The organism is Clostridium pasteurianum BC1 (genome assembly GCF_000389635.1).
Taxonomy (GTDB): Bacteria; Bacillota; Clostridia; order Clostridiales; family Clostridiaceae; genus Clostridium_I; species Clostridium_I pasteurianum_A.
Genome location: NC_021182.1, coordinates 4177128 through 4190668 on the forward strand (window position 1 = coordinate 4177128; position 13541 = coordinate 4190668).

Annotated in this window: 10 protein-coding genes and 1 riboswitch; of the genes, 6 read left to right on the top strand and 4 right to left on the bottom strand. The window is 27.8% G+C overall.

Annotated elements, in window-relative coordinates; translation table 11 throughout:
- Nucleotides 1-50: 50 nt before the first annotated feature.
- From thiS to CLOPA_RS19445, 3 genes are all read right to left on the bottom strand, one after another.
- Nucleotides 51-245, bottom strand: coding sequence for a sulfur carrier protein ThiS (gene thiS, locus CLOPA_RS19430; RefSeq protein ID WP_015617135.1), 195 nt, complete (start codon nucleotides 243-245; stop codon nucleotides 51-53).
- 59 nt (nucleotides 246-304) lie between these two features.
- Nucleotides 305-1606, bottom strand: coding sequence for a phosphomethylpyrimidine synthase ThiC (thiC, locus tag CLOPA_RS19435; RefSeq protein ID WP_015617136.1), 1302 nt, complete (start codon nucleotides 1604-1606; stop codon nucleotides 305-307).
- Nucleotides 1607-1726: 120 nt separating this feature from the next.
- Nucleotides 1727-1825, bottom strand: a riboswitch (TPP riboswitch).
- Nucleotides 1826-2313: 488 nt separating this feature from the next.
- A complete protein-coding gene (locus tag CLOPA_RS19445; RefSeq protein ID WP_155241943.1) occupies nucleotides 2314-2562 on the bottom strand; it encodes a response regulator transcription factor in 249 nt (82 codons plus the stop codon).
- Nucleotides 2563-2908: 346 nt separating this feature from the next.
- Between CLOPA_RS19445 and CLOPA_RS19450 the strand changes: the two genes are divergently transcribed.
- Nucleotides 2909-5134, top strand: coding sequence for a sensor domain-containing diguanylate cyclase (locus CLOPA_RS19450; protein ID WP_015617137.1), 2226 nt, complete (start codon nucleotides 2909-2911; stop codon nucleotides 5132-5134).
- 232 nt (nucleotides 5135-5366) lie between these two features.
- Here CLOPA_RS19450 and CLOPA_RS25350 read toward each other — a convergent pair whose 3' ends face one another.
- The gene (locus CLOPA_RS25350; RefSeq protein ID WP_155241944.1) at nucleotides 5367-5558 is read right to left on the bottom strand and encodes a hypothetical protein; all 192 of its coding nucleotides are present in this window, start codon (nucleotides 5556-5558) and stop codon (nucleotides 5367-5369) included.
- Nucleotides 5559-5860: 302 nt separating this feature from the next.
- Here CLOPA_RS25350 and CLOPA_RS19455 point away from each other — a divergent pair, with 302 nt between their 5' ends.
- The 5 genes from CLOPA_RS19455 (at nucleotide 5861) to CLOPA_RS19475 (ending at nucleotide 13517) form a co-directional block, all read left to right on the top strand.
- Nucleotides 5861-6730 carry an alpha/beta hydrolase gene (locus tag CLOPA_RS19455; RefSeq protein WP_015617138.1) on the top strand — a complete coding sequence of 290 codons (870 nt, stop codon included), beginning with the start codon at nucleotides 5861-5863 and terminating at the stop codon, nucleotides 6728-6730.
- 545 nt (nucleotides 6731-7275) lie between these two features.
- Entirely contained in the window at nucleotides 7276-8238 is a 963-nt protein-coding gene (locus CLOPA_RS19460) for an AAA family ATPase (protein WP_080648350.1), read from the top strand.
- Between the two features lie 167 nt (nucleotides 8239-8405).
- Nucleotides 8406-9374: a DUF58 domain-containing protein gene (locus CLOPA_RS19465; RefSeq protein ID WP_242834233.1), complete on the top strand. Its 969-nt coding sequence runs from the start codon at nucleotides 8406-8408 to the stop codon at nucleotides 9372-9374.
- Nucleotides 9375-10071: 697 nt separating this feature from the next.
- Nucleotides 10072-11640 carry a transglutaminase-like domain-containing protein gene (locus CLOPA_RS19470; protein WP_242834234.1) on the top strand — a complete coding sequence of 523 codons (1569 nt, stop codon included), beginning with the start codon at nucleotides 10072-10074 and terminating at the stop codon, nucleotides 11638-11640.
- Between the two features lie 266 nt (nucleotides 11641-11906).
- Nucleotides 11907-13517 carry a GxGYxYP domain-containing protein gene (locus CLOPA_RS19475; protein WP_015617142.1) on the top strand — a complete coding sequence of 537 codons (1611 nt, stop codon included), beginning with the start codon at nucleotides 11907-11909 and terminating at the stop codon, nucleotides 13515-13517.
- Nucleotides 13518-13541 lie beyond the last annotated feature (24 nt).

A 13541-nucleotide genomic window follows, 5' to 3' on the forward strand; every position in this document is an offset into this window, starting at 1 on the left:
TATATCACAGTATTGATAAATTAGCTTGCACGTAAATCCTTATTAATTTATTAGCCCCCACCTACAAATCTTATTAATTCTACTTTAGAATCGCTAGTGAGCTTAGTTGCTGCATATTCTTCTTTGTCTATGATGTTCAAATCAACTTCTGCTACTACCTTATAAGCTTCTATTTTAAGTTCATTCAGCAATTCTTCTATAGTTATACCATCTTTAAAGCTCATTTCTTTTCCGTTGACTAACATGTAATATCACCTCCTAAAACTCATACATCTGTTCTTATTTGAAAATAATATTTAAAAGTTTACTTTATATTTAGATCTTCATTATTCAATATTTTTTTCATAGTTCTCATGGAGCACATCTTTCCACACATTGTGCAGGTTTCTGGATCTTCCGGTGAAGACTCCATACGATATCTACGAGCTTTTTCTCCGTCTATAGCTAAATCAAACATAGTCTCCCAGTCAAGATCTGCTCTTGCTTTACTCATAGCATTGTCCCATTCCACAGCTCCTTTTATTCCTTTAGCTATATCTGCTGCATGAGCTGCAATTTTAAAGGCAATTATTCCTTCCTTCATATCTTCTAAAGATGGCAGACGTAAATGCTCTGCTGGAGTAACATAACATAGGAAATCTGCTCCGCTGGAAGCTGCTACTGTACCGCCTATAGCTGCAGTAATATGATCGTATCCAGGAGCTACATCAGTTACCAAAGGTCCTAATACGTAAAAAGGTGCACCATGACATAATTTCTTTTCAAGGAGCATATTGGCTTTTATCTCGTTAAGAGCCATATGTCCAGGTCCTTCTATCATAACTTGTACATTTCTTTCCCAAGCCTTTTTAGTAAGTTCACCTAAGGTAATAAGTTCTTTAATCTGAGCTGGATCTGTAGCATCTTTTAAGGAACCAGGTCTACAAGCATCTCCTAAAGAAATAGTTATATCATATTTCTCACATATATCTAAAAGTCTATCATAATATTCATAAAATGGATTTTCCCTATTATTCAGTTCCATCCATGCAAATAAAAGACTTCCACCTCTGGATACTATCTGAGTTAATCTAGGATTATTTTTAACTGCCGTTGCAGTTTCTCGATTAAGTCCTGCATGAATTGTAATAAAATCCACGCCGTCTTGTCCATGTTTTTCTACCACTTCAAAGAATTCATCTACAGTTATATCTTTAAGTTCTTTATCACAAAATCCAATGGCATCATACATAGGAACAGTTCCAAGCATAGCGGTAGACATATCTATAACTCTTTTTCTCATGTTTTCAGTTTTTCCATAGTTGGATAAATCCATGATGGCCTCTGCTTTCATTTCAATAGCTACTCTGACCTTTTCCAATTCCTTTTCTATGCTGCAGCAATCCTTTGATATTCCTAAATTTACATTTATCTTAGTTCTAAGTCCTTCTCCAATACCTTCTGGATTTAAAGATTTATGATTCTTGTTAGCTGGTATTACTACCTTTCCCTCTGCAATCAATTCTCTTAATTTTTCTGCTTCCATACCTTCTTTTCTTGCAACAATGTTCATTTCTCTTGTGATTATTCCTTTTTTTGCTGCATCCATTTGTGTTGTATAATTCATAATAGTAACACTCCTTTATCTTTAATTTAAAAAGAAACCAAACCTGATGTAGGATAAACATCAGGTTTGGTTTCTTTATGCATTTATAAAATAAAAAGCCTGCATAAAGCAAGCTCTGTAATATACAAACCCTTGCTTCCCTACGATGGTGTTAGCCATATCAGGTTCATAGGGTTAGGAATCCTCCTTCTCAGCCTTACGGCACCCCTAGCAAATAATCATTTAATTATTGTATATAGTATACTCCTAAAACTACTCATTGTAAAATTATTTTTCAAAAATTATATAGTTAGTTTAAATTTTAAAAATCATCATCTACTTCATATTTAGGTTTATTATTTTTCTTTGAAACCTTTACTAATTGGCAATTTGCCGCAGATACTTGGCCTATATATCCTTTAGCAGTAGCCATAGGCTTATTTCAATTGTACTTATTTGGATATAAACACAAGGGGCTGCTAATTCCAGTATTCATTTTAGGAGGAATTTCTTTAATTTCTTTGGCGATTATAATAATGAATGACTTTTTTTGGTGGATTAATGAAAGTATAATAGTACCAGCTTTATTTATATTAATTGGAATAGTTGTATTGTTTAATAGTTTTAAAAGCAAAAAACTTTATTAAAAGAGATTCTGTATTTTCAGCATTAATCAAAATATTAAATATAATGAAATGTACGTTCATTTCATTATATTTATCTGTTTCCTAATTCTTGATGATATCCATTTTTCTTGCTTTTTCAACAGCGGCTACTCTACTGTTGACCTGAAGTTTAGAATATATATTTATAATATGTGTCTTCACCGTAGCTAAAGATATGCAAAGTTTTTCTGCTATCTCTTTATTGGAAAGTCCCTTACTAATCTCTAACATTACTTCCGTTTCTTTATTAGTTAAAAATTCTTCATTATGATCCATAATAATTGTGGTTGATATTTCCTCCACTTCCTCCATATAATGAGTGGTGTATATAATGGTTGCACCCCTGTCTTTAAGTTTTTTTATTGACTCTAATGTATGAATCAACCTAAAGGTTGATTTTTATAAAACAATTTAAAATTGTTTTATAAAATAAAAACTCTATCTGATGCCAAGAACTATGTTTATAGAGGTCGATTTCATTGCCAAAATTTCACAAGAAAATATATGGATAATAACATTAATAATGTATACTCATTCTAAAATATTAAATATTTTTATAATTAAATCATATATGAAGTAATAATTGAATTTATCTTATTTTACTGTTATATTTTTAATATATTAAACTCATTAAAATACATTGGAGTGATTGATTCTTATGGTTAACATGGATGATACAACCAGCATAGATAAAATTTTATGGAAACTTGATAAATTTAAATATGAGAATTGTATTAATACAATAGAATTAGGTGAGAAAGCCTATGAATTATGTAAAAAAATCAATTATACTACGGGTATGGCTGTTTCACTTTTAAGAATTGGTGAAGCCTTAACTAATATAGGTAATTATGAAAAATCTTTAGTTTTTCTTTTTAAATCTTTAAGTATATCACAAAAAGAATCTATTTGTGATATACAAGTTTTATCCCTGATATATATAGGAAATAATTTACTTAATTTTGGAGATTATGAAAAAAGCTTTAATTTTTATAATAATGCTGAAAAAATAGCCTTAAAAATAAATGTAAACAAAAACTATTATAGTTATTCAACTTATAAATTTTACTTAGCAAAAACATCCACAAACATTGGAGAAATATACAAATCTCTTGGAGATTATGAAAATGCCTTTATCTTCTATAATAAAGCTGAAACCTTTAATAAAAAATTAAATTATATCTCCACTCTTGGTATCTCATTATGTAATCTTGGAGAAATGAATTATATAAAAGGCCATTATGAAAAAGCACTTACACTTTTAAATAAATCCATTGAACTAATGAATTCATTTAATTACAAATTAGCTTTACCTGAAGCTTATAGGATATCAGCCCTCATTTATGAAAGAAAAGAAGATTTTAAGCGTGCAAACCAATACTTTTGTAAAGCATTAGATGTGGACCTAAAGGAAACTTATATATATTACAAAGCTACTGTACTCTTAGACTATAGTAATTATCTTAAAAATAGAGGAAATATTAATAGTGCACTGGATAAACTAGAAATTGCCTTTAATATATCTATAAAAAATAATATTCTTGTTAAAACAATAGAAATCTGTAAAAGATTTTTTAAATTATATGAAGAAATAGGAGATATAAAAAATTCCTACAAATACTATAAATTATACTTTCAGTATCAAGAAAAATTTGAAAAAACTATACATGCTCAAAGACTTAATAGCATAACAGCAAAAATCAAACTGCAAGAATTGCAAAGAGAAAAACTTAACATAATGGAAAAAAGTGAGAATTTCAGAAAAAAATCCGAAAAGCTTATGGAAAACTTGAAAAATATATCTATAATTAGTGAGTTAGGGCAGAGAATTACTTCTACTCTCAATCTGGATGAAATTCTAGATATACTTTGCAATAGTGTTAGAACATTTGTTGATATATCTACCTTTGGTATTGCATTATATGATGAAGACAATGGGCTTCTTAAATATAATTATTATAATGAAGACAACAAAATCATTGGCATGGCAGATGCCTCTATTGACAGTAAATCTAGTATAGCAGCTTATTGCCTGAGAAATAAACATTTTGTAGTTATAAATGATATACAGAATGAATATTCCAAATATGTAGATGACTCAAATTATCTTCATAACTATACTGGTAGAATTATAATAAACTCAGCTGTTTACTTTGCACTTATAATAGATAATAATTTATTAGGAGTTATGACAGCCCAAAGTACTGAAATAGGAGCTTTTAAGACTATCCATATAGAAATGCTAAAGGCTCTTTCCGCCTATGCATCAATTGCCGTAAACAATGCTATCAAATCTACCAGTCTTAAAATTGAAATTGATTATAGGAAGAAAATCCAGCAGGAACTTGAAGAATTAAATAATAAGCTATTATACATATCAGAAAATGATAGTCTTACTGGTATTCCTAATCGAAGAAAATTTGATAGCGTTATGAATATTCAATGGGATTTAGCAAAGAAAAACAAACATAATTTATCTTTAATTTTGCTAGATGTAGATTGCTTTAAACAGTATAATGACAATTATGGCCATGTTGAAGGCGATAATTGTTTGGCTGCAATTGGTTCTGCCCTTTCAAATTATATTGATAAAAAGTATATAGTTGCCAGGTACGGCGGCGATGAATTTGTGATAATTTTTCCAAATATTTCTTTAAATAATGTATTAAAGCTTGGTGAAAAATTTAGAACTGAAATAGAAAATCTACATCTTAAACATGAATTTTCAAATATCAAAAATATAGTTACTATAACCCTTGGAGCAGCCTCCGTTATCCCAAATGACAATATAACTATAAATGAATTTATAAGGCAAGCTGATACCGCTTTATATGCAGCAAAAGAAAGAGGAAGAAATCAAATAGCTGGTTATGTCCCAAAATAAAAATAAGGTCGTTCTCAAATTTAATGGATATTTATTTCATTTATATATCCTTGAATAATATTACCTTGCAAATCAACTACAAAGGAATGTTGAATTTCAGAAAGATTAGCTTTTCTCTGTTTAAGCTCATTTCTCAAACTTATTGCCTGTGGTGAACTAAAAAGTGAATTATCTCTATTTATAAGCCTATTTTCTAATACACTTTTTACATTTGAATTCTCTGATAAAAGTTCTACTTCTTTTTTTGTCCATCAATAATTTCTATTAAAGTATAACTTTCTCCTTTACTTATCTGTAATATATTATTTTTACCATTATCTGTAAGAGTTTTGGAAGTATAATTATATATTAAAAAGCTCACTGCAAATAAAGATATTAAAGATAATAAAATTATCATCAACGGCAGTCTTGTCTTGATACGCATTGTGACCTCCGCATTAGTTTAATAATCATTCATAAAAAAGCTATCATATGCTATTATACTAATTTTATCTATTTTTTCTAATATATTTATTTTCATATGTCTTATATATTTCATTTATTTTTATAAAACTATAGACATTTAGAAATTATAATGTTATATTTTATATAATGCATATAGGAATACTTGGTATTGTATAAAATATGTATATATAAATACTAATATTAAAATAAAAAACCACTTTAATGTGTGGGTAATTTATATAGAAATAACACTAAAATACTTATGAATTGGAGTGATTATATATGAAAATAAAAGAATTTTCACATAATGCTATAGATGGTACTTCATTATTTTTTAGAGAATGGATTCCTGATGGAAATGTAAAAGGTGTAGTATGTATAATTCATGGTCTTGGTGATCATAGTAATTGGTACCAAGGATTAGTAAATTATTTTAATACAAATAATTTTGCAGTAGCAGCCTTTGACCTTAGAGGTCATGGAAAATCTGAAGGTAAAAGAGGTCATACCCCTTCTTATGAAGCTTTTATGAGCGATATAGATATATTGTTAACTTCTACTAAAAATCATTTTAAAGATTTGCCTATATTATTTTATGGCCATAGCTTTGGTGGTAATTTAACATTGAATTATATATTAAGGCGCAGGCCAAAGGTAGCTGGTGTAATAATAAGTAGTCCATGGCTCAGTCTTTATTCAAATCCGCCAAAATCAAAACTATATTTTGCATTTTTACTCAATAAAATATGTCCATCATTTTTAGTAGATAATATAGTTAATGAAGCTGCATTATCCCATAATCCAGAAATTATGCAGGCCTATTCAAAAGATCCATTGACCCACAGCTGTATTTCAGCTAGACTTTTTACTGCAGCATATAAAGCAGGCATATGGGCTATAGATAACGCTTCAAAATTTAATGTACCTTTATTACTAATTCATGGCGATTCAGATAAAATAACTTCCTCTGAGGCAAGTAAACTTTTTGCACAAAGAGTTCCTGATAATCTGTGTACTCTTAAAATTTATGAGGGATTATATCATTCTCTGCATAATGAATTATGCAATAAAAAGATATTTTCAAATATAGGCGAATGGATAAATACCAAAACTATTTTTTCTAATAAAGGACTTCTTTCACAAGAATTATAAATTTAAAATTTCTTTTAATTATTTCAATGAGCATTAACCATACTCATTATAATAAAGGCTTCTTAAATTCAGAGGTAGTAAAATTTCTGTAAATCTAAGAAGTCTATTTTTGTCCGATGACTACCCACTCTAATATTCCCATTATACTCTATAAAATCCATTCACATAAAATCGAAGATTTTGGTTCTCTACTTGTGTGATTAAAGAGTGGCTACGTCCCTGGATAACGATTTACCCTAAAGGACAACGAGTTCTAAGTATCAAAAATACTGATACTTAGAACTCTGTTTATGATATAATAATTATGCAAAATTCAAAAAATTTTATTATTTAATCATTTTAAAGTATTATAATTAATATAGTATGCAAATTATGATTAAAAATTATGCATTTAATTAATAATATTAATAGAAAAGATTTGATCACAATAAATATTTTATTAATAAAAGCAATTTATTAACTTATACATAACTATAATATTATACTATTAATAAGGCACATTCAGATAAATAACCAGTCAGTATGCCAGGTCTATTTATTTTCATATGCCTAATATCATCAAATGTTTGGAGGAGATTAGTTTGAGAAAAGACATAGAAAATGTATCAAAGGTGGTAATTGGAAAAGAATCAGTAGTTTTAGATATATTAAAGGCAATTTTAGCTGGAGGACATGTTCTCATTGAAGACGTGCCTGGTGTTGGTAAAACTATGTTAATAAAAGCTTTAAGCAAAAGCATAGATTTAAATTTTAACAGAATTCAATTTACTCCAGATATACTTTCTTCCGATATATTAGGAGTTTCTATTTATAATCCAAATACTCATGAATTTAATTTCAAAAAAGGGCCAATCTTTGCCAACATGATTTTAGCAGATGAAATAAATAGAACTTCTCCTAAAACTCAAAGTGCACTAATTGAAGTAATGGAAGAAGGTCAAGTTAGTGATGGAAATAATACTTACCTATTGGCTCCCCCTTTTATAGTGATGGCTACTGAAAACCCATTGGAGTATTCCGGTACTTTTTCCTTGCCAGAAGCTGTCCTTGACAGATTTATACTAAGATTATCTTTAGGCTACCCTACAAAAAATGAAGAAATAAAAATACTTTCTACTTATAGAACAAAAGATCCACTAGAGCATATACTGCCAGTTATAACTCTTGATGAATTAAAGCAGCATCAAAGTGAGGCTAAAAAGGTAAATGTAAGCACTGGAATATATGAATTTATAGTTGATATTGTAAATAAAACAAGAAATTGTAATGAATTATTTTTAGGAGCATCCCCAAGAACTTCTATTGCATTATTAAAGATATCACAAGCAACTGCATATATACATGAAAGAAATTATGTAATTCCAGATGATGTTAAAGAAAATGTAAAAAAAGTACTTTCCCATAGAATAATATTATCAAAAGAAGAAAAATTTAACGGCACTAATATATCCGACATTATCGACAGCATAATGAAAGAAATATCAGTACCAAATATTAAATATGCATGATAAAATTTAAGCTTTCTTTTATAATTACTTTAGCTTTACTAATTTCAGCTTACTATTTTTATGGGAAAGAAACAATTAATTCTTTATTCTTAGTATTTTTATTAATGTTTCTAGTTTCATTGCTTTCGCTGCTATTCTCCAAAAGATACATAACATCTAATCTAAATTTGGAAAATAAGAAATTTTTTACAGGCGAGAATATAAAAATTTCCTTACATTTTCATAATAGAAGTCTATTCTTATATTCTAATGTAAACTTTTTGTCCAATTTCATTGATGCAAAGGGAAATTTAAATGAAAGTGTTACTTTGTTACCCTTTAAAAAGCTTGACATTCAATTAAACTTTAAAGTACCTTCCAGAGGAATTTATAATGCAGAAAATTATTTACTGGAAATACATGACTTATTTTTAATATCTTCAAGAAAAATAAATTTTAATAACAAATTTACTTTCACTGTATACCCAAGAAATATCAGATTACCTTTAGAAATTCAAAAGCTTATAGACAATGTAAGTAATTTCTCTAAAAATAATCCAAATACACATACTTCGGATACCTATTCATACATTGATAAATATATGGAAGGAGATAATTTTAAGAATATACACTGGAAATTAAGTGCTAAAAAAAATAATTTGTATGTAAAAAAATTCGATACTATAAAAAAATGTAATATTGCCATTTATGTAGATATGACAAACATCCTATCACTACCAGGTACTTTTCCTACTGTAACAGATGAAGGCCTAGTTTCTTTTTCCTTATCCATAATCAAATATTTATTGTGGAAAAATGAAGCTATTTACTTATATATTGAAAATCTAAAATCTTCTTCTTTCCAATTGGAAAATACAGAAGATTATTACTCTATTTTATCCTATTATTTAGAGCACAAAAGTCTAGGGCATGGTAATTTTTTTGATAAAGTACTGAAAAAAGAATTTCAAACTATTGAAAATCATAAATTCATATTTATAATAACTTACACAATATTACCTATGCACGCAAAAACAATTTCAAAAATATCAGCTGATTGTGAAAATTTAATTATTTTTACACTTTTAGATGTCCCCAATAAAACAAAGAATTTACTGCGTAATACTAATGTAAAAGTAGTGAAGGTAACCCTTTAGAGGAAGTGATACATTGAAAAAATTTTATATACCCATAGCTGTATTAAATGTTATATTGGCTATTATTTTAATTAATAAGGCATATATTGTCATAAATATCTCCTACAAAAATATAATAGTATTATTTGCAATAACTTTATTAGTATTTGAGTTAATAAGCTATATTATTATCATAAATAGAAATAAAAAATTCCTTTTATTTTTATTAGCTGCACTTTTACTATCAATTGTATGTGTGACTATTTACAAATACGTTTATATTATGTCATTGTCTAATAATTTGATGAATTTGGCACTAAAAATAAATAGCTTAACAACTACAAATTCTCCTGTAGATTTTTCATTAATTTCTTCATTTTATATTTTTATAATACCTATATTAACATTTTTATATTTAATTCTATGCAAACTAAATCTAGGAATAGTAGTAACATTAATTAATACTTGCCTATTAGTATTATATGATTTATTAAATTTTAATGATGCAGTAAAATATGTACTACCACTATATATTTTTTTGATATTCATAAATTACAGTTTATTTAAACTTAGTACGAAGGTTAAAAAGAACTATAGTAAATCCTTAATTATTTATTATCTAATAATATGTATTATCTTTTCCACTATTATATATTGGTTTACGCCTTCTAAATCTGGTGAAGAAGCAGATTTATTCCAATATAAATTTAATAATCTAGTGAATATTAATCAAGATATTCCCTCAAACTTTGCTACCATTGGTTTAAATACAAGTAAAACATCTTTTCTTGGCAGTAAATTACAAGTAAATAACATAAAGCTTTCTCTCGTAAGTGGAGATGTACCTAGTTATATGAAAACAAAAGTATATTATGATTACAATTATAATAGATGGATAGAAAATAGATCCCTGCCTTCAATAAAGGCTAATCAAGTATTAAACGCAGCTGATTCCATGTCTAATAATGGACTTGCAAAAAGAAATATTCAATATAATAAGGAGAAGGGAACCAAGATTAAAACTCTTTCCATTCAAAATTTGGACAACAGTTTTGGTGATGTTATGATGTCACCTAATTATATTACAAAGGTAATTTCTCCACAGAATTCAAGTATTTCTATGTATGATAACGAAAATTATTTAGTAGGACAACTTCAATCTAATTACACTATAAACTACTATGATTACAGTGATACAGAAACTACTGATGATTATTTTAATTCACCATACAAAAATGATATAAATAACATCTATCAAAGTATTACTCAGAATAACATGAAATACGATATAATTAATGACTCTTTAAAATTTACCAGTTCTCAAAGAGTACGTGAATTGGCACATAAAATAACTGCTTCAGCTTCCGATAATAATGAAAGATTAAAACTTATTAAGAACTATTTACTTAATAATTATAAATACAGCTTACAGCCCGATGCAATGAATACTAACTCTCCAGATTATGTTGATTTCTTTTTGTTTAATGAAAAAAAGGGTTACTGTAAATCTTTTGCTACAGCTGCCGTAATGTTATGTAGAGCTGTTGGCATACCTGCTAGATATGTAGAAGGTTTTAAAGTTAGAGGAAAAGTAGACAATAGAGGAAGATACATTATAAGATCCTATGATGCTCATGCTTGGGCTGAAGTACTTACTTCTGCAGATAAAGGATTTTGGTCAATATTAGAAACTACTCCCACTGCCGACTATGAAAATAGTGCTGCAAATGACGTAGAGACTACTCCACAGCAAGGAAATGCAGGAAATAACCAAACCTCTACTCAAACAGGAAATAATCAATTAAGGGGTCCTAATGTTGTCAATCAAATGAATACAACTAATGCTGCAAATGAAAAAATCACTGATAAAGAAAAACAGAATAATCTAAATGGAAAAATAATCAATATTGATTTTATTAAAAAAATTCAAAATTACAAATATATAATTATAATCATATGTATAATTATTTTATATATACTAATTAGATTTATAAGAAGAAAATTCATTATTAAAAAAATAAAAAATAGTGAATCTTTAATACCTTTATATAATTTTACATTAAAAAGATTAAAAACTATAAATATAATAAAATATTCCTATGAAACCGACAGAGAATTTGCTCTTAGAATAAAAGACAGGTTAAATATTCAATTCCTTGTAGAGGCTGTATACAAGGAAATATACGGAAATGAAAAAATTGTTTTAGAAAAAACTTCTATTATCACAGATGTAGAAAAAACCGTAAAAAACAATTCAAATATTTTTAAATACTATATATTTTTTTAGATATATACATTGCAATTAAACTTGTTCATTTAATAAATAACATTTAGATAGCAGCTGCTTAAATACAATAAATATTTTATTATTATGAATATAATTTACTGCAACATATATTACAGCATGTATACTTGAATTTAATTCTAAGAAATATACTGAAGTTGTCTTAAAATGCATTAATGTACATTGTAGACAACTCTTTTTTCTTGTTTAATAATAATTACATAAATCCTACAATGATGTTTATACTACCCTTGTAGGAGGAGATAACCTTGGATTCAAAAAAATTCTTTACTAATATTTTTATTGTATTTGCATTTTTAATGTTGTTTATTTCTCTAATTTTTTCAGAAGTAAATGCTAAAGCACCTAGTTCATATTATATAAAAAACAGTATAAAGCCTACAAAGCTTTATGTAATATCTCTAAGTAAAATGACTGATGCCGAAAAAGCTATGATTGTTACACTTCAAGGTCAGGTAAATAATCGCTCTACTTCTCAAATTTACACTCTAAGCCTTGGAGAACCAGACTATGAAATATGGTTAAGAGATTTAAAGGATAATTACTCTATAGAATATGAATTAATTGAAGACCCCTGGGAAGTATTAAATAAATTTAAGGATTATGTAGATGGCTATGTAATATATAGTAAAAATAATAAAAATGATCCTTCTATAAATAATGCTTCCTCTCTGGCAGCTTTAAAGAACTCAATTATTGTAGAAAAATCCATTGAGGAAAAAGTAAAATCAAAGGGTATAACTAAGTTGCAGGGAGATTGCAGTAATACAGATAAGTACTGGGCATATGATAACCTGTGGAACAAAGGACTAAATCATTCTATTATAGTACAATTATCTCCAACTAAAGCAGGCCCTTTACGAGATTACGCCATTATGACGAAATCTCTAATATTTTATGAAGATAATCCAAAGGATTTTTCCCTTAGAGATAAGGTATTTAAGGCTGCAAAAAAAGATTCCATTTGTCTTGGATGGGGTCCAGATGAATACAATAATATAAAGGAAGCCTCAAAATATGGCGTAAATACAGTACCTTCAGACTGGACTTATAATCTAACTGTATTAAGCAGCTTTCCATCCTTACCCATAACTCAAAACAGTCATCCTAAAGTAATTCAGGAAAACAATGTACATTATGTGACCTTTATAATGTCTGACGGAGACAACCAACAGTGGAATCTTGGTAAAAATTATGCTTCTCCCAAATGGTATGGATCTAAAGATAGAGGAAATTTCAATATGGGCTGGACTATTACACCATCACTTTATGATTTAGCTCCAACTGTACTAAAACTATATTATAAAAATGCCAAATTTGGTATTAACAATGATAATTTTGTTGTATCACCTTCCGGCAATGGTTATATGTATCCAAGCAAATTTGATGAAACTGCTTTAAATATACAAATTAAAAAGCTAAATACTTATATGAAAAATACAGACCAAAAATATGTATCAATTCTAGATGATTGGGCATTGGATAACGTAAATCTTTGGGATAAATACACAAAGCAGCCTAATATACATGGCTTATTTTACTTAAATTTTAGCAAGCAAAATGATTATAAGGGAAAAATTATATGGTCTAATAATAAACCCATAGTATCCTGTAGAGATTTGCTTTGGTCCAAACTTGAAGATAATGATCAATTAGTTAATAAAATTAATTCCTATGTTTCTTCTGGTTATACAGATGTAAATTTTACAGATGCCTATACTTTCGTATATGTACACGCTTGGAGTAAAACTATGAGTGATGTACAGTATGTAGTAGATCAACTGAGTAACAATTCAAAAGTAAGAATTGTTACTCCAGATGAATTTATGCAGCATGTAATGGAGAATGTTAAACATTGAATTAGTTAGGGGATAAACCTTAGA